18 protein-coding genes are annotated in these 22760 nt (G+C 46.4%); 9 read left to right on the top strand and 9 right to left on the bottom strand.

Annotated elements, in window-relative coordinates; translation table 11 throughout:
• The first annotated feature begins 127 nt into the window (after positions 1–127).
• Complete coding sequence (locus QFZ48_RS09265) at positions 128–3259, top strand: SusC/RagA family TonB-linked outer membrane protein (protein WP_429062051.1); 3132 nt, start codon at positions 128–130, stop codon at positions 3257–3259.
• Positions 3260–3271: 12 nt separating this feature from the next.
• The gene (locus QFZ48_RS09260) at positions 3272–4900 is read left to right on the top strand and encodes a RagB/SusD family nutrient uptake outer membrane protein (protein WP_429043778.1); all 1629 of its coding nucleotides are present in this window, start codon (positions 3272–3274) and stop codon (positions 4898–4900) included.
• A 75-nt stretch (positions 4901–4975) separates the two neighbouring features.
• Here QFZ48_RS09260 and QFZ48_RS09255 read toward each other — a convergent pair whose 3' ends face one another.
• Together QFZ48_RS09255 and gatB are read right to left on the bottom strand one after the other, a co-directional pair.
• The gene (locus QFZ48_RS09255) at positions 4976–6136 is read right to left on the bottom strand and encodes a redoxin domain-containing protein (protein ID WP_429062049.1); all 1161 of its coding nucleotides are present in this window, start codon (positions 6134–6136) and stop codon (positions 4976–4978) included.
• Positions 6137–6203: 67 nt separating this feature from the next.
• Entirely contained in the window at positions 6204–7655 is a 1452-nt protein-coding gene (gene gatB, locus QFZ48_RS09250; RefSeq protein WP_429043784.1) for an Asp-tRNA(Asn)/Glu-tRNA(Gln) amidotransferase subunit GatB, read from the bottom strand.
• A 104-nt stretch (positions 7656–7759) separates the two neighbouring features.
• Here gatB and QFZ48_RS09245 point away from each other — a divergent pair, with 104 nt between their 5' ends.
• Complete coding sequence (locus tag QFZ48_RS09245) at positions 7760–9142, top strand: aldehyde dehydrogenase (protein WP_429043786.1); 1383 nt, start codon at positions 7760–7762, stop codon at positions 9140–9142.
• 99 nt (positions 9143–9241) lie between these two features.
• Here QFZ48_RS09245 and QFZ48_RS09240 read toward each other — a convergent pair whose 3' ends face one another.
• Positions 9242–10174, bottom strand: a complete 933-nt coding sequence (locus QFZ48_RS09240) for a PDZ domain-containing protein (RefSeq protein ID WP_429062047.1) — start codon at positions 10172–10174, stop codon at positions 9242–9244.
• Between the two features lie 454 nt (positions 10175–10628).
• Positions 10629–13250 carry an alanine--tRNA ligase gene (alaS, locus tag QFZ48_RS09235; RefSeq protein WP_429062045.1) on the bottom strand — a complete coding sequence of 874 codons (2622 nt, stop codon included), beginning with the start codon at positions 13248–13250 and terminating at the stop codon, positions 10629–10631.
• A gap of 351 nt (positions 13251–13601) precedes the next feature.
• On the opposite strand from alaS, the gene QFZ48_RS09230 reads away from it, so the two are divergent.
• The 3 genes from QFZ48_RS09230 to QFZ48_RS09220 all read left to right on the top strand — a co-directional run bounded on the left by QFZ48_RS09230 (position 13602) and on the right by QFZ48_RS09220 (position 15734).
• Positions 13602–14573, top strand: coding sequence for a M23 family metallopeptidase (locus QFZ48_RS09230; RefSeq protein WP_429043793.1), 972 nt, complete (start codon positions 13602–13604; stop codon positions 14571–14573).
• Positions 14574–14860: 287 nt separating this feature from the next.
• Entirely contained in the window at positions 14861–15229 is a 369-nt protein-coding gene (locus QFZ48_RS09225; protein ID WP_332006222.1) for a MerR family transcriptional regulator, read from the top strand.
• 10 nt (positions 15230–15239) lie between these two features.
• Positions 15240–15734: a thioredoxin domain-containing protein gene (locus tag QFZ48_RS09220; protein WP_079469869.1), complete on the top strand. Its 495-nt coding sequence runs from the start codon at positions 15240–15242 to the stop codon at positions 15732–15734.
• 201 nt (positions 15735–15935) lie between these two features.
• On the opposite strand, the gene QFZ48_RS09215 is transcribed toward QFZ48_RS09220, so the two are convergent.
• Together QFZ48_RS09215 and QFZ48_RS09210 are read right to left on the bottom strand one after the other, a co-directional pair.
• Positions 15936–17042 (bottom strand): mechanosensitive ion channel family protein, encoded by a 1107-nt coding sequence (locus QFZ48_RS09215; RefSeq protein ID WP_429043796.1) that lies wholly within the window; start codon positions 17040–17042, stop codon positions 15936–15938.
• A gap of 8 nt (positions 17043–17050) precedes the next feature.
• A complete protein-coding gene (locus QFZ48_RS09210) occupies positions 17051–18196 on the bottom strand; it encodes an amidohydrolase family protein (protein ID WP_429043799.1) in 1146 nt (381 codons plus the stop codon).
• Between the two features lie 97 nt (positions 18197–18293).
• Here QFZ48_RS09210 and prfA point away from each other — a divergent pair, with 97 nt between their 5' ends.
• From prfA to QFZ48_RS09195, 3 genes are all read left to right on the top strand, one after another.
• Positions 18294–19358, top strand: a complete 1065-nt coding sequence (gene prfA / locus QFZ48_RS09205) for a peptide chain release factor 1 (RefSeq protein ID WP_079469866.1) — start codon at positions 18294–18296, stop codon at positions 19356–19358.
• 170 nt (positions 19359–19528) lie between these two features.
• A complete protein-coding gene (locus QFZ48_RS09200; protein WP_370909197.1) occupies positions 19529–20122 on the top strand; it encodes a hypothetical protein in 594 nt (197 codons plus the stop codon).
• Positions 20123–20328: 206 nt separating this feature from the next.
• On the top strand, positions 20329–21027 hold the full coding sequence (locus QFZ48_RS09195; protein WP_429043803.1) for an OmpA family protein: 699 nt from the start codon (positions 20329–20331) through the stop codon (positions 21025–21027).
• 70 nt (positions 21028–21097) lie between these two features.
• On the opposite strand, the gene QFZ48_RS09190 is transcribed toward QFZ48_RS09195, so the two are convergent.
• From QFZ48_RS09190 to QFZ48_RS09180, 3 genes are all read right to left on the bottom strand, one after another.
• Positions 21098–21490 (bottom strand): VanZ family protein, encoded by a 393-nt coding sequence (locus tag QFZ48_RS09190; RefSeq protein WP_429043805.1) that lies wholly within the window; start codon positions 21488–21490, stop codon positions 21098–21100.
• 117 nt (positions 21491–21607) lie between these two features.
• Positions 21608–21988 (bottom strand): glycine cleavage system protein GcvH, encoded by a 381-nt coding sequence (gcvH, locus tag QFZ48_RS09185; protein ID WP_370909200.1) that lies wholly within the window; start codon positions 21986–21988, stop codon positions 21608–21610.
• Positions 21989–22088: 100 nt separating this feature from the next.
• Positions 22089–22751 (bottom strand): peptidylprolyl isomerase, encoded by a 663-nt coding sequence (locus QFZ48_RS09180; protein WP_429043807.1) that lies wholly within the window; start codon positions 22749–22751, stop codon positions 22089–22091.
• Positions 22752–22760 lie beyond the last annotated feature (9 nt).

Genomic DNA, 22760 nt, shown 5'->3' with positions numbered 1-22760 from the left:
GCCGCAAAAGCAATACAATTGTTTCGTTTTGTCTTTACTGTTAGATAATAATAGCACTTGTGCTAAATGGCCATGCTATGCCGGGCCATGTCTGTATTACATTTATTTTTTCAAATCAAAATCGCTTATGAAGAAAGGATTGTTTCTCTGGTTATTTGCGGCTATTACCGCGCTGCAGGCGCTTGGCCAAACCAGGGTCATCACAGGTAAGGTGACAGACTCCAAAGATGGATCTCCGTTGCCTGGCGTTACCGTAAAAATTGTTGGTACTTCCAGTGGCACTATGACCGCCTCCAATGGTGAGTTTAAGCTCAGTGTAGGAGAAAAAGCTGCCGCCATTGAATTTTCTTTTGTAGGATATACTGCCCAACAGGTAAGTGTTTCCGGCAAATCTACTGTGAACGCTCAGTTGTCGGCCGATCTTAAAGGACTGAGCGAAGTGGTAGTAGTTGGTTACGGTACTATTGAGCGTAAAAACCTCACGGCTTCTGTATCCAGCATCAAAGGAGCTACATTGAAAAATGTGGCTGCATCCAGCATCGATCGTCAGTTATCCGGACAGGTAGCAGGCGTACAGGCTACCGTTTCCAGTGGTATTCTTGGCCAGCCGGCACGTATCCGCATCCGCGGTACCAACAGTATCAGCAGCGGCACCGATCCGCTGTATGTAATTGACGGAGTGCCTTATATCACCGGCAACCAGAGCACCATCACCTCCAACAACCCGTTGGGAGATATCAATCCGAATGATATTGAAAGCATGGAAGTGCTGAAAGATGGCGCCGCTACTGCTATCTATGGTTCCAGGGCCGCTAACGGCGTTATCCTGGTGACCACCAAAAGAGGTAAAAGCGGCAGGCCACGCCTCACCTACGATATGTGGATGGCTGCAGCTACGCCTTCCAAATTATTTGATCTGCTGAATGCAGATGAATTTGTAACCATCGCTAACGAGAAAAAGCTGAACGCCAAGCCAACAGCTGCACCGGATGCTTTCCCTACACCCAATCCTGATGGTGGTTTTTATGATACCGATTGGCAGAAAGTAGTGACCAGAACAGGGTTCCAACAGAACCATGCTTTGTCGCTAAGCGGCGCCAATGATCAAACCAACTACTACGTTTCCTTGGGGTACACCGATATGAAAGGTATTTTGGTTGGTAACGATCAGCGCAAGTACCAGGTACGCCTGAAACTGGAACAGAAAGCTTTTAATGTGGTAACCGTAGGCGTAAATGCCGGTGTTTCGCACATTACCAACAATGGCCTGAACGTTAGCCAGAACGGGCTTTCCAGCAATCTTTCCAACGCTATCCGTGCTTTACCTAACGTACCTGCACAGTGGAATGATGGCACCTATAACCTGAGCAACACCAATACGCTCGGCAGTGGCGCCAATAAAGCCACTATCGCTGATAACTATACCAACATTAAATACGTACTGGATCATAACATCTACCGTAACAAAAACCTGAACTTTACCGGTAATACTTTTGCCAGCGTAAAAATTCTGAAAGATTTTGACCTGAGAACGCAGGTAGGTGTAAACTATATGAGCGGAGAGGACTACCAGTACTGGAACCCTATCCATGGTGATGGCCGTGGTACCAATGGTTTTATCTACCAGCAGTCTATTCCAAGTTTCCGTTATAACTGGGTAAATACTTTAAGCTATAACAAAACGATCGGTGCGCATAATATTGGCGCTGTAATTGGAACCGAAAATCAGAAAACAAGAGAAAGAAGTTTCTATGCGCAGGGTACTAACCTGATCAGCCCTTTCTTTGGTACTGATAACCTCATCGACAATAGCACCGGTACTCAAACTGTTGGCGGAACACTGGTGGAGCGCGCATTCCAATCGTACTTTATCCGGGCTAACTACAGCTACAAAGACCGCTACCTGGTATCTGCCACGCTCCGCAGAGATGCTATTTCCTCCCTGCCTATCGGCAAACAGGATGTAACATTGCCAGGCGTTTCTGTGGGCTGGAGAGCTTCACAGGAAAGTTTCTTCCAGGAAGGTGGTATCGCCGACCTGATCAGCAACCTGAAGATCCGTGGCGGTTATGCTAAAGTAGGTAACGTGGATATCGGTGCATACCCTTATGCCGGTACTTACAAACCAGCACTATACGGATCTTTACTGGGTATTGCTTTCAACCAGGTGTACAACCCGGACCTGACTTTTGAAACCAGTAAAAAAATGAACATTGGCCTGGACCTCGGGTTACTCCACGACAGGATCACAGTAACAGCGGATTATTTCAGGAATGATATTGATAACATGATCCTGGCATCTCCGCTGCCGCCGTCATTAGGTGTTCCAAGTGCTACCAAACCGAATGTATTTTATTCTAACGTGGGTAAAATGTATAACAAAGGTTATGAGCTAACAGTGAACAGTACTAATATTCAGCGCGGTGATTTCTCCTGGACCACTTCCTTCAACATCTCTTTTGTAAAAAATAAAATTACCGCACTGGTAGATAATGCAGATATCGTTTATCCATATAACATTACCCGCGTAGGTGAATCTATGGGTGCTTTTTATGGTTACGAGTCAATGGGTGTGAATCCTGCAAATGGTAACCCGCTTTGGAAAAAAGCCGACGGCTCCATTATACAGGGCGATGCATCGAAAGGTGTTTACTATGCCTATAATGCTTCAAAGCCTGAGGACATCTCTACTTCTGCAAAAGCATTATCATCTTCCGACAAAAAAATCCTCGGTAATGCTACGCCAACCTATTATGGTGGGTTGAACAATACCGTTAATTACAAAGGGTTCGATTTTAACCTGTTCCTTTCTTTCTCCGGCGGTAATAAAGTATACAGCGTAACGCGCCAGGAAGGCCTGAACAACCAGAAGTTCCTGAACAACGGTAAAGAAGTTTTAAACAGATGGACTACTCCTGGCCAGGTAACAGATGTTCCTAAACTGTACCTGGGCGCAGATAACTTTATCCTGCAGAATGGTAATGTTAACAGCCGTTTCCTGGAAGATGGCAGCTTTATCCGTGCACAGAACATCGGCCTGGGTTATACCCTGCCTAAAGCGATGCTGGAAAGAATTAAACTGAGCAGCATCCGGATTTATGCGCAGGTGCAGAACGCATTTATCATTACAAAGTATTCCGGTCTTGATCCTGAGTTAAATACTTATGTGGATGCAAGAGCTAACACGCAACCTGGTTTGGATTACAACACCAACCCGGTTCCCCGCAGCTATACTTTTGGTATTAACGTAGGATTATAAAAAATAATGAACATGAGAAATACAATGGCATATAAATATAACAGAAGCATGAAAGCAGTAGCAGCAGGATTACTGGTGTTATCACTGGGTGCTGCGTCCTGTTCAAAATACACCGAATTATCACCAAAGAACGCCTTGCCACAAGACGCGGTATTTTCGGATTCATCCACTATCGAGCTGGCTGCAAATGGTATGTATAATACAGCTGCGCTGGGAAGTTATAATGATGATTATACCCTGGGCCGTGGTTATCCCTTCGGTGCTGCTTCCATTGAGCAAAATGAGATGCGTGGAGAGGATATGGTGAACCTGGCTACGTTTTATGATATCACTTATAAAGGCAGTTACAGCCCTACTTCTGCCAATAATGTCCAGATGTGGGTAAATCTTTATGCGCTGATCAACCAGGCCAATACACTTATTGATGGTGTGCGGAAAGCCGCTGCCAATAACGTGATTTCACAGGGTAAGGCGTTGCAGCTGGAAGGTGAAGCCCGTTTTCTGCGTGCACTGGCACATCATGAAGCAGTCATTCATTTCAGCCGCCCATATGCAGATGGTGCAGGTGCACAAGTTGGGATTCCTTACAGGGATATGCCTGTAAGCACACCAGCTCAAATCCAGGAAGCCCTGAAAATAGGCCGTGGTACAGTAAAAGAGGATTATACCAAAATATTGGCGGACCTGGATTTTGCAGAAACCAACCTGCTTCCCACTACTGCTAATCCTATCAGCAGAGCTACTAAAGGAGCGGCTATTGCTTTGAAAACAAGAATTAAGCTCCATATGGCCGATTGGCAGGGTGTTATCACAGAAGCAGCCAAGTTGGGTGCAGATCAAGGCGCGCCATTTGTGAGCCCGGTGAAAGGTTATAAACTTACCGACAGCCCGGACGGCCCCTTCACAAAAGCAGATAATAACACAGAATCTATTTTCTCTATTGCCAACAGTGCCATCACCAACGGTAATTCCAATGGTGCGCTGGCAGCGATGTTTGGCCCTTCTGACCAGAAAGGCCGCGGACTGGTAGCTACCAGCCCTAATTTGTACAACGCCTCTTTCTGGGCAGGCGATGATATGCGTCGTGTTTTATTACAGGTGAAGCAGGTGACTGTATCAGGCGGCAAACCAGTGCAGAACTTCTACTTCAATTATAAATACCGCGATTACCTGAATAAGTCCGACTGGGCGCCGATGATCCGTTATGCAGAAGTACTGCTGAATGCAGCAGAGGCATATGCACGTGCAGGAAATATCGTACAGTCGTTTAAGTTATACAATGCTGTTCGCAACCGTTCTTTACCAGAAGGCAGTCCGAACCGCATCACCATTGCTCCGCTCGACATGATCCAGGCGGTACTGGACGAACGCAGGGTAGAATTTGCGGGTGAAGGACGCCGCTGGCCCGACATTACCCGCCTTGCATTGGATGCAAAGTATGGAACCGGTGGTATCCCTGCAAAGGTGATCATCGATGATCTGAAAGATGATGGCAGCAATTATAACACGGTAACCAGACCGGTAACACCATCTGGTTACGGCAGCATTAAGTATGCTGATTACCGGTTTATCTGGCCGCTGCCAGCTACTGAAATCTCTGCTAATCCGGCATTGAAAAATGCGCAGAATCCGCAATACTAAACTTTTCCTGGACCTATAATAATAAAAAAACTCACCGGTGTAATGCCGGTGAGTTTTTTTGTGGAGATAAATAACTTATTTCAGTACTTCCTGCAGCTTCGCTTCCAGCGCAGGTCCTCTCAGGTTGGAGGCAATTACTTTTCCCTGTGGATCCAGCAGGAAATTAGTAGGAATAGCGTTAAGACCGTATAAAGGTACCACTGCGGAATCCCAGAATTTGAGATCGCTTACATGGTTCCAGGCCAGTCCATCTGCTTTGATGGCTTCCTGCCATTTATCTTTTGTTTTATCCAGTGATACGCCGAGGATGGTAAAGTTTTTTCCTTTGTATTGCTGATAAGCTTTTACCACATTTGGGTTTTCCTGGCGGCATGGACCGCACCAGCTGGCCCAGAAATCTACCAGTACATATTTACCGCGGAAAGAGCTGAGACTGATCATTTTGCCGGATGGATCCGGAAGCGTGAAGTCAGGTGCTACCTGGCCTACTTTCACAGCAGAGGGTTCTTCACCACCGGCTGCATCACCGCCTGTGGCGCCTGCACCCTGGTTCTTTTCCAGTTCCAGGATCTTATCTGTCATGCTTTTTACCAGGGTGTTTTTAGGGAAACGGGTAGCAAGATTGGTGATCACCTGTTTGTGTGCAACAATCTCTTCCCCGCTTCTTACCTGGCTGATGGCAAATACTGCGGTAGCAGGATTTTTTGTTTTATCGGCCATCAGGAAAAAGCCGTTTTCAAACTCTTTTTCTTTTTTCTGGAAGGCAGCTACTTTAGGCTGGAATGCACTATCAGGCAGTATTGTATGGAGACTGTCCAGGCTGCGCATTTCTTCCGTGAGTGCAATAGACTGTTTGCTGATATCGCTCATAAACTGTTGCAGTTCGGCGGTTGGTTCGGAGCCGCTGATCTTTACATCTTCCAGTTTATCTATATCGCCATCTATTTTCATATCGCCGGCATCGAGTGCGAGCAATATAAACTTGCCGTTTTCAAAGCGTACACGGTACAGCCCCTGTTCGGCTACCATTCCTTTCAGCGTGAATTTGCCGCTGGCGTCCTTTACATTGGTAGAATCCACCACTTTCACATTGTCAAGTGTCAGTTCTTCCAGTAATACCGGACCCAATGGTAAATTGTTCAGGTGCCCGTCTATTTTAAATTCACCTTTTTCCGTTTGTCCGGCGCATCCTGCGAGGAAAGCGGCAGCGGAAATCCATAATAAGTATTTTTTCATGCTACTATTTTTTGAACATTCATCTGACCTAAGCCACTCAATATAGGATAAATATTTTCAATGCTATTTAGCCTTTGAGCTTCTCTGCCAGCAATTCGTTGGTAAGCCGCGGATCAGCCTTGCCTTTGGACAGTTTCATCACTTCTCCCACGAACAACGACATAAGTCCTTTTTTACCACCTTTAAAAGCAGCTACTTTATCCGGATATTTTGCCAGCACCTCATCAATAATGGGAGAAATGTTATCGGCATTATGATCCTGTAATAAATTCAGCCGGGTAGCGATATCCATCGGATGATCCGCGGGTGTTTGGATCATTTCCGGCAATATGCGGGAAGACGCGATGGAAAAGCTCACTTTTCCTGCATCGGTAAGCGTAATCAACGCCGCCAGTGCCTGTGGTGTTACCGGGAAATGACTGATTTCCGCTGAATGTTCATTCAGCCAGGATTTAACGGGGCCCAGCATCCAGTTCGCGGCGGCTTTGTATTGCGAGGTAACGGCAATGAGACTTTCATAATAATCTGCCGTGGATTTATCATCGCAGATAACACGCGCATCATATTCCGGCAGGCCAAAATCCGTGGTGTATTTACGGATGAGTTCTTCCGGCAGCGCAGGCAGTGTGGCCCGCACGCTGTTGATGAATTCATCTGTTAGCCTGAATGGCGCCAGGTCTGGTTCCGGGAAGTAGCGGTAATCGTTGGCTTCTTCTTTGGAGCGCAGGGAAAAAGAGCTGCCGTTGGAGGCGTCAAAGCTGCGTGTTTCCTGCACCAGGGTACCACCGGCTTCTATGAGATCTATCTGTCTTTTTACCTCGTTATCAATAGCCCGTTTTACGTTGCGGATAGAGTTCATATTTTTTACTTCCACCTTTGTACCCAGGGTGGTGCTGCCTTTCAGGCGAACTGAAATGTTGGCATCGCAGCGCATGCTGCCTTCTTCCATATTACCATCACATACGCCGAGGTAGCGCACCAGGCGGCGCATTTCAGTGAGATAAGCGTAGGCTTCCTCGCTGTTATGCATATCCGGTTCAGTTACTATTTCCACGAGGGGAACACCCGCGCGGTTTAAATCCACGTAGCTGTTGTCGGGATCCTGGTCGTGCAGGAGTTTACCGGCATCTTCTTCCAGGTGGATGCGGTTCAGCTGTACATTGCGGGTGCCGGCATCTGTAATAATGGTAATATAACCGCCTTTACAGATAGGCGCCGTATGTTGAGATACCTGGTATCCTTTTGGAAGATCCGGGTAGAAGTAATTCTTACGGGCAAAATAATTGTCCTTTTCAATTTCACAATGGCAGGCAAGACCCAGTTTGATGGCATATTCTGCCGCCTTACGGTTCATACGGGGCAAAGTGCCCGGGTGTCCCATGGTAATGGGACTGATATGCGTATTTGGAGCGCCGCCAAAAGCTGCGCTGTCGCTGCAAAATAATTTACTTTCGGTAAGCAGCTGGGCGTGCACTTCCAGCCCGATCACTGTTTCATATTTGCTGTATATATCGCTCATTTTCCGTACTGATTCCCACAAATATATTCAAATAATACCGTGATTTCAGGCTATTGGGTGCCAATAAATCCCTAAATTGAGATACACATCAAAATTTCTTCCCTATGATCAGCAAGGCCCAGGCAAGTCAGCTTTATCAGGCGCAACAGGTTTATTTCGACTCCGGCGCCACACTTTCTTATTCTTTCCGGAAAACGCAGCTAAAGCGTTTAAAGAACGGGATTAAAAAGTTTGAAGATAAAATTACTGCTGCCCTGCATGCTGATCTGCACAAGCATCCACTGGAATCTTATGGTAGTGAGATAGGATTTTTATATGAAGAAATCAGTTATATCCTGCAAGGGTTGAAGCAGTGGATGGAGCCGGAGCTGGTTACCTCTCCTTTTGTTACCTATCCCAGCAGCAGCCGGGTGTATAAGCAGCCGTTAGGGCTTACGCTGATCATTGGCCCCTGGAATTATCCGTTTATGTTGCTGCTCAGTCCTTTGCTGGGAGCCATTGCCGGCGGCAACTGCGCTATTATTAAGCCGTCGGAGCTGGCGCCGCATACGGCCGCGGTAACCGCTGCCCTGATAAAAGATACTTTTGATCCGGCTTATATTACAGTAGTAGAGGGAGATGGAACAGCAGTGATTCCTACCCTGATGAGTTTCCGGTTCGACCATGTATTTTTTACCGGAAGCATCCCGGTGGGCAAGAAGATCCTGGAAATGGCGGTGCCGCATCTCACACCGGTTACGCTGGAATTAGGCGGTAAATCGCCCTGCGTGGTAGATGAAAAGGTGAATGTAACGGTGGCGGCTAAACGAATAGTGTGGGGGAAGTTCTGGAATGCCGGTCAAACCTGTGTGGCGCCGGATTACCTCCTCGTACACCACAAAGTGAAAGATGAACTGGTAGCCGCACTCAAGGCAGCGATAACGGAATTTTTTGGAGAAGATCCCTCCCGCAGCGACGATTATGCGCGTATTATCAATGCCAGGCGGTTTGATACGGTGGCAGGCTACCTGGGCGAAGGCCATGTATTACACGGCGGGCAAACCAACCGCGAACAGCTTTATATAGCCCCTACCCTGCTGGAAGATGTGGAATGGACAGACCCGGTAATGCAGGACGAGATATTCGGCCCCGTGCTGCCCATACTTACTTATACCGGCCTGCCACAGGCCATACAAGCCATCAAGCAGTTGCCTTACCCACTGGCATTATATGTTTTTACAAAGAGTAAAAAAACGGAGAAAGCGCTGATAGAGCAGGTGCGGTTTGGCGGAGGTTGTGTAAATAATGCGCTGGTACATCTCACCAATCCCGAATTACCCTTTGGTGGCGCCGGTTACAGCGGGATGGGAAAGTATCATGGCAAATACAGCTTTGATACTTTTACCCATCAGAAAGGAATGCTGAAAACGGCTACCTGGCTGGATGTTCCCATGAAGTACCCGCCGTTTAAAAATAAATTGAAGATGATGAAACTGGTGATGAAGTAGGCTTATATATCTGCCTTATTCAGTTTCACCGGTAACTTAATGATCAGCGTTTTATCGGTGCCATTCCGGCGGATTTTCGCTGGGGCATCGCCTTTTACTTTAGCCTGTGTTTCGCGATAAGCTTTTAGACAACTCCGCTGCGTTTTTAACCGGTATACCGGCAAGTTCCAATACGATATCATCTTTCTGGAAACCTGCTGCTGCAGCTGCAGAGGAAGGTGCCACCTCGATTACCTGGGCGCCTTCATTTTTTTCAGTATCCTGTACGCGGAGGCCAAGTTTTTCGTTATTATCCCAGCTGTCGCCAAATCCCTGGAAGCCGCGTGGCATTGGGAAAGAGAAAGATCTCGGTCCGTTCTTCGGCAGTGCAGATAAAGGTGGGTGCATAGTCCAGCCATTATCTATTTCTTTTCTTTCATCCAGAGTAACAGCCACTTTGTTTGTTTTGGTATTACGTATGTACGTTACCGTTACTTTGTCTGCCGGTTTATGTTTGCCGATCTCTTCAAATAATTCTGCGGGTTCATTGATCTTTTTATCATCTACAGAAGTAATGATATCGCCGGTTTTTATTCCTGCTTTATCTGCGGGAGTGCCTTTCGCTACTGATTTTACGGTTACACCGCTGGCAGCTACTTTTTCAGTGATCACACCGAGAATGGCTTTATTCATCACCGGCATTTCTATGTCATTTTCATCGTCACCGTCGTTGTCGTTAAACAAATCAAAGCCGCCTCCCTGTAAACTGTTGCTGTCAAACGTGATGGTGTTGCCATCCCGCGGCGTGATCTTCCTGCGGAAAACGGAGAGATCGGAATTGTCGTACCGGTCCAGTTTTTGACCATTGATGAAAACATCGCCGTTTTTAATTTCCACGGTCACTTTGCCGTCTTTGTTGCCTTTGTGTTTGATCACAATTTCATCGAACTCTCCCAACTGATTTTTGGAAGAATCTTTCGTTTGCGCAGATACCGCGCTCATAGTGAAGCAGGAAAAACCTGCTATGGTGAGGATTTGCAGTAACCTGGTCATGGTAATTAGGTATTTTGTTGATTAAATTTAAACTAATGCGGCAAAATTAAAGGGTGGGTCAGGAAAGAAAAAGTTAAAATCTATGGTTTTGGGGCAAAAAGAATACGCTTTACAGGGTGTTTTTTTATTATTTGAAGAAGGTGCCGCCCTTACTTCTGGGATACTTCTCCGATACTTCTGGGATACTTCTCGGATACTTAGGAGTAGCGTATGTGTCGTACTCCCCATACATTCCCCATACACTTCCCATACACTATGCCGCCCTGGATAGAATAGTCACGTCCTGAAAAAGGTTTACACTTTAGTTAGATAACCCTGTTTAAAGTTTACAATATAAGTGTTAAATCCTGGAAAAGGTTTACGGTGTTAGTCACGTCCTGGAATAGAGAGAGCTGGCTTAAAAGCCCAATTTGACTTTTTAGCCAGCCCTCATTTTTATGCTGTGAGCATTATTTTAAGTTGTGAGCAGTTTTTTTACCGCAGCAATCACCTGGTCCAGTTTGTCTGTTTCCTGTCCGCCTGCTGTAGCAAAAGTTTTCTGGCCACCGCCGCCGCCTTTTATCAGCGGAGCAATGTGTTCTTTAATGATCTTTGGCGCTTCCCATCCTTTGGATGCCACCAGTTTCTCATCTATACTGAGCGCCACGCTGGCTTTTCCGCCAATATTGGCAATAAACAGCAGTACATGATCCGGGATATCGTTTTTCAGTTGGAAAGAAAGCTGTTTCAGTCCCTCCGCGTTGCTTACATTCACCACTTGTCCCAGGAAATTAACACCATTGATGTTTTCCGCCTGGTGGCGTATAGTGGCTGCCAGTGCCCGTACCTTTTCCTGTTCCAGTGTTTCCAGTTGTTTTTCCAGGGAAGATTTGTCCTGGATCAGGGTTTCTATGGATTTTACCAGTTCTTTCGGATTTTTCAGGGCAACTTTAATTTCTTTCAGTTGCTGTAACTGCTCGTTAACGAAGGCTTCAGCTTTAGCGCCTGTTACGGCTTCCACGCGGCGCACGCCGGCGGCCACAGCTCCTTCGGAAACAAATTTAAACTGGCCTAATTCGCCGGTTGAGCTGATATGTGTACCGCCGCAAAGTTCCACACTATAGGCGGGGTCAATAATTACTACGCGTACCGTATCGCCGTATTTCTCGCCAAAGAGGGCCATCGCACCCAGCTTCAGGGCTTCCTCCTTTGGAAGTTCACGGATCACCACCGGTATGTTTTCACGGATTTTCTCGTTCACAACGGCTTCTATCTGCGCCAGCTCCTCGTCGCTTACTTTGGCGAAGTGGGAGAAGTCGAAGCGCAGGGCGTCCGCATTTACCAGCGAACCTTTCTGTGCCACGTGTGTACCCAAAACCTGCCGCAGTGCAGCGTGCAGTAAGTGGGTAGCCGAGTGATGACGCTCTGTATTGTGGCGTTTATCTTTAGCTACGGCGGCCTTTACGGTTGCAGTTGGCTGTGCCGGCAGCTTATCCGCGAAATGTATGGTAAGGTTGTTCTCTTTTTTGGTATCGGTTATGTGAATTACCTCATCGGCGAAGTGCAGGGTACCGGTATCGCCTACCTGTCCGCCACTTTCAGCGTAGAAGGGTGTTTGGCCCAGTACCAGCTGGAACTGCTCTTTACCTTTTGCTTTCACGGTCCGGTACTTCAGCAGTTTGGTGGTGCTTTCCAGTTGTTCGTAACCTACGAAAACGGAGTTAGGCGTTTCGTCGAGTACTACCCAATCGCCCATATCCAGTTCTGTGGCGGCGCGGGAGCGGTCTTTCTGTTGTTTCATGGCGGCATCGAAGCCCTCTTTGTCAACAGTGAAGCCATTTTCGGAGGCAATCAGGCTGGTAAGGTCATAAGGGAAGCCGTAGGTGTCGTATAATTCGAAAGCTGTTTGACCATCTACTGTTTTGGTGGTGGCGTTTTTGATATAGTCTTCGATCCGGCGGATACCACTTTCCAGGGTGCGCAGGAAGTTGTTTTCTTCTTCAAACACTACTTTCTTCACGAAGTCCGCCTGTTGTTGCAGTTCAGGGAACACATGTGAAAACTGTGCCGCCAGTACGGGTACCAGGTCGTGCAGCAAGGGTTTTTTCACATCGAGGAAAGAGAAGTAGTAACGTACCGCCCTGCGGAGAATACGACGGATCACGTAGCCTGCGCCGGTATTGGATGGCAGCTGTCCGTCGGCGATGGTAAAGGAAATTGCGCGGATGTGATCTGCGATTACGCGGAAGGCTACATCTTTCTTATCATCAGTGCCGGCGTATTTTTTACCGGTAAGTCCTTCCGTGGTGTGGATGGTGCCCATGAACAGGTCGGTGTCATAGTTGGAGGTTTTATCCTGCAATACTCTGACGAGGCGTTCCAGGCCCATGCCTGTATCTACGTGTTGGGCAGGCAGTGGCTCCAGGGATTTATCTTTCAGGCGGTTGAACTGCATGAATACGTTGTTCCATATTTCAATCACCTGTGGATGGTCGGCATTTACGAGGGTTTTACCGTCTACCAGGTTTTTCTCTGCTGCAGGGCGGCAATCTACGTGGATTTCCGAGCAGGGGCCGCATGGACCGGTATCGCCCATCTCCCAGAAATTATCTTTTTTATTACCCAACAGGATACGGTCTTCCGCGATATGTTCTTTCCAGAAGTCGTAGGCTTCCTGGTCTTTTGGCAGGTTTTCTTTTTCATCTCCCTGGAAAACAGTCACATAGAGTTTGTCTTTAGGGATTTTATATACTTCTGTGAGCAGCTCCCAGCTCCAGGCAATGGCTTCTTTTTTAAAGTAGTCGCCAAAGCTCCAGTTACCGAGCATTTCAAACATGGTATGGTGGTAAGTATCAATACCCACTTCTTCCAGGTCGTTGTGCTTGCCGCTTACCCGCAGGCACTTTTGCGTATCTACCACCCTTTTATTGGGAGGAACCCTGTTACCCAGGAAGTAATCCTTGAACTGGTTCATGCCCGCGTTGGTGAACATCAGGGTAGGGTCGTTTTTAATAACGATGGGGGCAGATGGGACAATCTGGTGCCCTTTTGACGCAAAAAAGTCCAGGAATTGCTGTCTTATTTCAGATGCTGTCATAAATATTGATACGAATTAATATGTATTTTATATCTTATAAGCCATAACCGGTTAGGGGCTTGTAGCTGTATTTCAAGTCCTTATGAAGTAGTTAGAAAATTGACAATCAAAAGGTTGATGTTTTAATCTAATTACAGTAGGTTTGTGCGCCTTATTTTCCCGCCGTGTTAAAGGGAGTGCAAAAATATCGAAACCTGTATGATTATGCAAAACAGGTTGTGTTACCCGGCAAAAATAGTTCAGTGGGAAAAGAAATGCCAACGATTACCCATCCATAAGTTTGTGCCTCGTGAAATAAATCGGCTGTCATAGCGTTCACTGCACTATGGCGCATAAAGTACACCCTGGTGCATGAAGAAGGTTAAATATTTTTATAATACCCAAACATTAAAATACGAGAAGCTCGTGGTTTCCCTGCGGGTAAAAATCCTGAGAATACTGGGGTTTGTGTCTGCGGCTATCGTGACCGGGGCTATTTTTCTTTCCGTGGCATACCGGCTGGTAGACTCCCCAAAGGAGAAATCACTTCGCCGCGACCTGGAAGGTATGAAGGAAAAATACGATGCGTTGCAGGGCCGGATGAGGGAAGTAAAGGGAAAACTGGCGGAGCTGGAAGACCGTGACAATGAAATTTACCGGGTGATATTTGAAGCCTCTCCTATTCCGGATAGCACCCGTATGGGTAAAGTAAAGCGGGAGGAAGAAGCCGCCCAGCTGCAATCCTTTGCCAGCAGCGAGATTATCGCTTCCACCTCTGTACTTCTGAAAGAACTCAATAACCGCGTAAAAGCGCAGGAAGCATCTTACAATGAAATTGATAAGATGGTGAAGAACAAACAGCAGATGCTGGCCTCTATCCCTGCCATCCAGCCGGTTTCCAATAAAGACCTTAAACATATTGCCTCCGGTTTCGGGTACCGGATCGATCCTATTTATAAGACCATGAAATACCATGCTGGGCTCGACTTTGCAGCACCCAGCGGCACTCCCATCTATGCCACCGGCGACGGTGTGATTGAAGAGGCCAGCCTGAGCGATGTGGGATACGGCAACCACGTGATTGTACGACATGGATATGGCTATAAAACCCTGTACGGACACATGCTCCGTATGAAAGTGAAGGCCGGCCAGGCGGTAAAACGCGGTGATGTATTAGGCTGGGTAGGCAGCACCGGTAAATCTACCGGACCGCACTGCCACTACGAAGTCATTAAAAACGGAGACAAGGTGGACCCCGTGTATTTCTTCTTTAATGATCTTACCCCGGAACAGTTTGACCGCATGCTCAAAATGGCCAGGTCAGGGAACCAGTCGTTTGACTAAAGTTATAGTTTTTAGCCAGTTGCGGGCTTTCCGTAACTTGTCTAAACCCAAAAAATGAGGTGGGAATGTTACAAGCTACATGCTAAAAGCTTAACTTCATCTTGTAAAAGATATTTGTCACCTCGTTTTTTACTACGATGCACCAGCTAGACCTTTTTTCGACATCTGGAGTACCGCATCCCACAGAAGCTGCGGTAACAAGACCAGTTAAAGTAAAAGCAAAGGCCAGCAGCAAGAAAGCTGCCGTAGCAACCACCATACCTGGGAAAAAACGGGGGCGTAAATCATTGAAAGAGTTATCGGAGGACCCGGATCTGATTATGGAATTGGATAAATTGGTATTGGAGAAACAGTATTATTCTATCAGTGAGGTTGCAGCCATGTTTAAGGTGAATACGTCGCTGATACGTTATTGGGAAAATGAGTTTGATATACTGCAACCCAAAAAGAACCGGAAAGGCGACCGCCTTTTCCGGCAGGAAGATATTCACCACCTTAAATTAATCTACCATTTACTGCGGGAAAGAAAATATACAATTGAAGGAGCCAAGCAAAAACTGAAAGAAGATCATAAGCTGGCTGCCCGTAATTTTGAAATGGTACAGGCTTTGCTAAAGGTACGTGGTTTCTTAACGGAACTGAAAGATCAATTATAAAAACAACATTATGCGATTGAAAACATTACTACTGGGTGGTGGCCTGTTATTCTCATCCCTGGCATGGGCACAGAACGAAACAGTACTGAAGGGCAAGATAGATATGAAAACACTGATGAATGACACCTCCGCAACGTGGTTCTACAAAGGTGTAAACAGCTACCAGCCTAACGATAATATGCTGAACTATATTAAAACCAACCGTGCTAACTTCAACATGGTAGTGGTGATGGGCACCTGGGACAATACCAGCCGCGAAGTAGTACCAGCCCTGTATAAAGTAATGATCACCGGCGGCAGCCCCGACGAACAGATCGTAATGTTTGCAGCAGATAAAAAACTGCAGACAGATGCACCGGTAGATTATAAAGTAAAGAAATTACCTACTATCATCGTATTCAAAGACGGTAAAGAAGAAGGCCGCATCGTAGGTGCGCCCAAAGAATCCATAGAAGCCGACATTTCCCGCATCCTGCTGAGCAGCACGAAGAAGGAAAAGGAATAGCGGATTTTGTCTTTCCCGCTGATTTTACTGATTACGCGGATTTTTACTTTTGGTTTTTTTTAGATTTTCTTAAAATAATAATTAAGGGAGATAAGAGCGAATATCCGCTTCTATCTCCCTTAATCCTTTATAAAACCAAAAAGAACAAAATCAAATTAATCAGTAAAATCAGCGTAATCAGCGGGAAAGACAAAATCCGCACTACTCCGCCCGCAGGTCGCTCAGGGTAACCGTCGTGGAGGTAGTAGGCAACTTGAGCTCACGGGCCTCCATCAGTTTTATCACACCAAGGTTCACTGTTTCCCTCAAAGCATTATACTGGGTGCCATCAATAATGTACGTGTTGAAAATGATCTGGATCACGTAGGTATCTTTGGTGAAATCATTCAGGTTTACCACCGGGTTTTCCAGTACGTTGGGATTATTGTTCAGCATTTGCCGCACATCCTGTAAAAACAACAGCAGGGTGTCTGCTGGTGTATCTGTACCCAGTTCCAGCTTTAAGGCTACCCGTTGCTGGGTACGCAGGGAAAGATTATCCAGGATACTGTCTACCATTTTTTTGTTGGGAACGGTAACAAAAGTCTTTTCCTGTGTGCGGATGCGCGTGCTGCGCAAGCCAATTTTTTCTACAGTGCCCTGCCAGGAATCCACTTTAACGTTATCGCCTACACGGAATGGTTTATCAAAGAAGATAATAAAGGAGCCGATCAGGTTTTCTATACTTTCTTTTGCTGCCAATGCGAGGGCAGCAGCACCTATTCCCAAACCGGCGATGATCTTCTCTACCAGGCCGGGACCAAAAAGGATACGGATGAAGGCAATGGCGCCCATGATAAATATAATGGCCTTGAAAAAATCCCGGAAGAAAATAATGAACTGATTATCGGTTTTATCTTCTGTGAGATCGGCTTTCTTTTCCAGTACCAGTGCGATGAAGTCGATCAGCCGCAGCATGATCCAGATAATACTCATACTCAACGCCAGGCTCAGTAAGGTATTGGTAACATCGTGCAGCGTTGCCTTGTTATAAACATGAACATTGAGAACCTGCGGAAATGTAAAGCGGTCGATCGTCAGCATGAAGGTGATCAGCAGGAAGAAATATTCCAGCGGACGTAGCAACAGGCTGATAAAGTCTTTTTCTTCAATTTGCGGCGACCAGTGCCGGACCAGCCTGAACAGGATGGTGGCTAGTCCTTTTGAAATATACCGTTTGATAATAAACACAAACAGTAAAACACCGATCAAAATCAGGTAATCCTGTACGGGGTTGTCTAAAATTACTTTGTTCAAAAATTCGTTCATAGTTATAGCTAAATAATTCTGCTGGTTTCCTGGTTAATCAATATTACGCCCGGTTTACTGCCAGTGTTAAAACTGCCATAGGTGTTTTGTATGCCCAGGGCGTTTGCGCCGTTAAATGTAGCCCATTGGAGTATTTCTTCCAACGGAATTTCCGGAAAATGTAGGCGGATGGTTTTTATTTCTTCCCAAATAGACAGGCGGTGATTGGATGCGAGGCTATCGGTACCAAGGGTGATGTTGCATTGCTGCTGCCGGAATTGTTGGATATCCGGTAAGCGGTTTTCGATGTACAGGTTCGCCTGCGGGCAAAAGCACCACCAGGTTTCCACGGGTTGCTGTCGTGTAAACCGGATATCGGCTTCAGAGGTAAAGGTGTTGTGCACCAGCAGGATTTTATTCCGGGAGAAATAGGGAAGATAAGCTTCCAGGCTGTTGGTGCCGGTTGGTTGGAATCCGCTGATATCCATTCCGAAGTGCTGGTAAAAAGAAAGGAACTCCCCTGTTTTGTGCTGATACAATTCATTTTCAGCCGGTGTTTCCTGGTTGTGGATACATACGGGCGCATTGTCCGGTGTGCCGGCCAGTAATGAAAACAGCGCATTGCTAACCGAATAGGGGGCGTGCGGCACAATGGAGCAGCTGTGATACTGGCCGTTGATCGCCCGGAATGATGCCAATACTTCCATACTATACTGATAACGGCTACCGGCGCCCGCAGGTGCTACACCCATGCATTCCACGAAAGTATGGTAGTACATCCTGCCCTGTTGTTTCTTTACGAGGGTGGCGGCGCTGTTGCAGATATCGCCTACAGCCGAAATGCCGCTTTCCCACATTTCCTGCTCGGCCCTGTCTATAATGGCGTCATAATCGCCGGGGGCCTGGTTCCTGGTTTGCATCACCTGGGTGAGGAAGGCAGGCAGACCGGTTTTTTCCGGAATCACCCCTTTCATATGGGATAATTCCAGGTGACAATGGGTATTTATGAATCCCGGACAAAGAATTCCGTCCAGTTCCCTGACACCGGGGCCGGCATCGGATTCGGCTACAATGCCCGTCACTACGCCATCTTCAGTGAGTGTCAATACTTTTCCGGGACCCAGCAGATGCGTACCGTTAAATATATCTTTTCCCTTTAATTTGATCTGTTTCAATTACCTGCTGTTTAATTAAGTTAATGGTGTTAATTTTGCAACCCGATTGGCAGTATCATTTCCGGTTGGAAAGGGTACTCAAAAGTCAAATATAATTATGATAGACAAACTGGAAGCTATAAAAGGTCGTTTCGAGCAGGTATCGATGGCGCTTACCAACCCGGCGGTTGTTAGTGATAACAAGAAGTTTGGTCAGCTCAGCAAGGAATACCGGCAGTTGGAAAAGATCGTGAAGGCATATGATGCCTACCGTAAATTGCTGGACAATATTGCGTTTAACAAAGAAGTACTGGACAGTGGCGACGATGAGATGCGCGAACTGGCTAAAGCCGAAACGGAAGAATTGCAGGAGCAGAAAACAGCCCTGGAAGCAGAGATCCGTAACCTGCTGATACCAAAAGATCCCCAGGATGAAAAGAATGCCATCCTTGAAATCCGTGCCGGTACCGGCGGTGACGAGGCAAGTCTTTTTGCGGGAGACCTGTTTCGCATGTATCTCCGTTTTTGTGAGCTCAAAGGCTGGACTACCAGTTTGCTGAGTGAAAATGCCGGATCTGCAGGTGGCTATAAGGAAATAGTAATGGAAGTAAATGGAGATGATGTATATGGTACCCTGAAATTTGAATCGGGCGTACACCGGGTGCAACGCGTACCGGCTACGGAAGCTTCGGGCCGCGTACATACGTCGGCGGCTACTGTAGCTGTATTGCCGGAAGCTGAAGAGGTGGATGTGGATGTAAGGGAAGCAGATATTAAAATGGATACCTTCCGTTCCTCCGGTGCGGGTGGTCAGCACGTAAATAAAACTGAATCGGCGGTGAGGTTAACGCATATCCCCACCGGTGTGGTAGTGGAGTGCCAGGAAGGACGCAGCCAGCACTCGAATCGTGAAATTGCCATGAAGATGTTACGTACCCGTATATACGAAGCGGCGGTGCGTAAGCATGAAGATGCCATTGCCTCTCAGCGTAAAAGCCTCGTATCTACCGGCGACCGGTCTGCTAAAATACGTACCTATAACTATCCGCAGGGACGTGTAACGGATCACCGTATTGGTATGACCGTATATAATATGGACGCCTTTATGAATGGCGATATTAAAGATATGATAGATGCCCTTCAATTTGCAGAAAACGCAGAAAAGCTGAAGCAGGGCAGTTAATGATCAGCGGTTTTAAATTTGTGGAAAGTGACGGGTGTTTCCCTGCTGTTATCTTTCCACAAATTTCCTCCGGGTTAAGTCGTAATCACACAAAATATCCTACATTTAGTTAGCGGTCACAAGCCGTAGCACTAAGGAAAACCTTTTTCTTCCCCCTAAATCATCATCAAATGTTAGAGCAATTAATGGACCTCGTCCGCGAAAATGCCCAGGGTACTGTGGTAAACAATCCTGCTATTCCTAACGAACAGAATGAAGCCGTAATAGGCGCAGCCACTTCTTCCATTGCAACGGGTTTGCAACAGGAACTGGCCAGCGGTAACACAGAAGGAGTGTTATCTTTACTGGGCGGCGCCGGCAGCGATACTTCCGCCGCTAATCCCGTGGTGGGAAATATCTCCAACAATTTTATCGGAACGCTCCTGGAGAAATTCCACCTGGATAAAGGTACGGCTACACAACTGGCGGCTACCCTGATCCCAACCGTATTAGGCTCCCTGGTAAATAAAACAAAGGATCCCAACAATAGCAGCTTCAGCCTGGATGGTATCCTGAACTCACTTACCGGCGGTTCTGCACAGGGACTTAATCTGAACGGTATACTGGGCGGGCTTTCCGGCGGTTTGGATAAAAACGGCGACGGACAGGTGAACCTGGATGATTTAAAGAGCCTGTTATCAAATGGCGCCCAACAGCAGCAACAGCAACAACAGGCCGGCGAAGGCGGCGGTATCGGCGGATTATTAAAAAATCTGCTTGGATAATCTTTTTACCACTTTGCTTGTTATATAGTCGTACACGTTACATTTTACATGCCCAATTATTGTTATGTGATTTATGCCTGCAATTTTTTTATTGCTTATTTAATTCTACTTATCAATATGTTGTGACTGTTAAATCAAGTTGGCAAACTATTTGCATACAGGATTTCAATTAGTTTTGTCAACGGAATTAATGCTAAAAACCCTTCATGTCTAAATTTATTATGATGAAAAAAATCAATGTTCTGGTAGCCTTGGTCTTGTCTGCAACCATGTTGTTCAGTTGTAAAACCTGGCAGGGCATGGACAATACTAAAAAAGGTGCTGCAATTGGTGTTGGTGGCGGAGCCGCCGCTGGTGCTGTAATTGGTAAAGTAGCCGGTAATACTGCATTAGGAGCTATTATTGGTGCTGCATTAGGTGGTGCTGGTGGTGCTTTGATCGGTAAAAAAATGGATAAACAGGCGCAGGAAATAAAAACGGAAGTACCAAATGCAACCGTAGAGCGTGTGGGTGAAGGTATCAACGTAACATTTGATGCAGGTGTATTATTTGGTTTTGATAAGTCTAACCTGTCTGCCGTAGCTCAGGACAATATCAAACAACTGGCTGTTATCCTGAACAAGTATCCTGACACTTATGTACGTGTGGAAGGTCATACCGACGACAAGGGTACAGATGAGTACAACATGGGTTTATCTGAAAGAAGAACCAAGAGTGTAATGTCTTATCTGGAAGCACAGGGTATTGCTAAGAGTCGTATACAGGGATTCTGGTATGGTGAATCACAGCCTAAAGTGCCAAATGATTCAGACGCTAACCGCGCTACCAACCGTCGTTGTGAGTTCTCTATCTTCGCAAATGATAAGATGAAAAATGACGCGAAGAAAGAAGCTGGTCAACAGTAATAAAAAACATTAAGAATACTTATTTCTCATAAGCAGATATACATTCCCCCCTGGTTACAGGGGGGATTTTTTATTTATCAGCGTTTTTGAAGAACAGGGATCTGACAATTTTAAATACCCATACGCCGGCGATAGCGCCCAGGGTGTCGGCCAGCACGTCAAACATATCAAAGCTGCGGCCAATAGCCCAGTACTCCTGGATAAACTCTATAGCAAGGCCATACCCTGCAGCACAAATCACCAGCAATACAAGGGTTCCCGCAGAGACGTGCTTTTTTTGCCAGTAAATGCCAAGGCTCAGGAATAAAACAATGCCTCCGAACAGGCCGAAGTGAACGAATTTGTCAAAATGGATTTTATCAAAAAATGTGTTGGAGGGAATGTCTTTCCCGGGCAGGGTACACAAAACCAGGATCAGGATGATCCATAGAATAGCTGGCGTATAATATCTCAGGAGTTTCATGATCCTTTTTTAATTAATGAACGGGTTATAGTACTACCAGTAAAAAGGACAACAGGCTGACCGTTCAATAACGTAGCCTGTTGTCCTTTCTTATATAAAAGATTATTTTGGTCGGAATTATTCACCTACCAGCGCCTGGTAAGCAGCAGCATCCAGCAGTGCTTCCACATCAGCCGGGTTGTTAACAGTTACTTTCACCATCCAGCCTTCACCATAAGGATCCTGGTTTACCAGTTCCGGAGAAGCCTCCAGTGCAGGGTTCACTTCACTAACGGTACCGGCAACAGGCATAAACAGATCAGATACTGTTTTTACTGCTTCCACTGTACCAAAAACTTCTTCGGCGTTCACTGGCTTGCTCAATGAATTGATATCAACGAAAACTATATCGCCTAATTCGCGCTGTGCAAATTCAGTTATACCGATGGTAGCTACGTTACCTTCTAATAAAATCCATTCGTGATCCTTTGTGTAACGCAGATTTGACGGAAAATTCATATCAAGTTTGATTTTGAGCCGTAAAAATACAGAAACTATTATGATTTTGACGGGAAGCTATCTTAAATTTTGACTTTCTCCGGACATGGTATTTTTTTATTTAGAAGATCAGCCATTTCTTTATGACACGGATCTTCACAGGTACGTCCTGCAATGGTCTGTCATGGCTGTCGGTTTTTAGTGCGGCGATTTTATCGATCACGTCCATGCCTTTAATCACCTGGCCAAACACGGTATAGTTTTGATCGAGATGTGGGCTGCCGCCTTCCGTTTTATATACCTGCCGTTGATCTGTTGGGATTTTGCGGCCTTTGAGCCTTGTTTGCTCCAGCTTATCCAGTTGTTCATCGGTAAATACCTTGCCCTGTACGATGTAGAACTGGCAGCCGGAAGAAGCCTTATCGGGACGGTCGTCCCGGGCTGCTCCCAGTGCGCCTTTGCGGTGGAATAAGTCCAGCTGGAACTCAGGTGGTATGGTATAACCCACATCGCCGTTGCCCAATGTATCGCCCGCATGGGCGTGTTTGGAATCCGGATCGCCGCCCTGGATCATAAAGGTCTGGATAACCCGGTGAAACAGCGTGCTGTCGTAAAAGTGCCGTCTGGCCAGCCTGATGAAATTATCCCGGTGTTTCGGGGTTTGATCATATAACCGGATGATCATGGTACCATAAGGGGTGGTTACTTTTACTTTCCGGTCTTTGGCAGTTGCCAGGTTAACAATCAGCAAAAACAGGGTACCCAGGAGTAGCAGTTTCTTCATAAAAGTGTA

This window comes from Chitinophaga sp. W2I13 (assembly GCF_050434005.1).
Classification (GTDB): Bacteria; Bacteroidota; Bacteroidia; order Chitinophagales; family Chitinophagaceae; genus Chitinophaga.
This window is presented reverse-complemented; position numbering and strand designations above follow the sequence as displayed.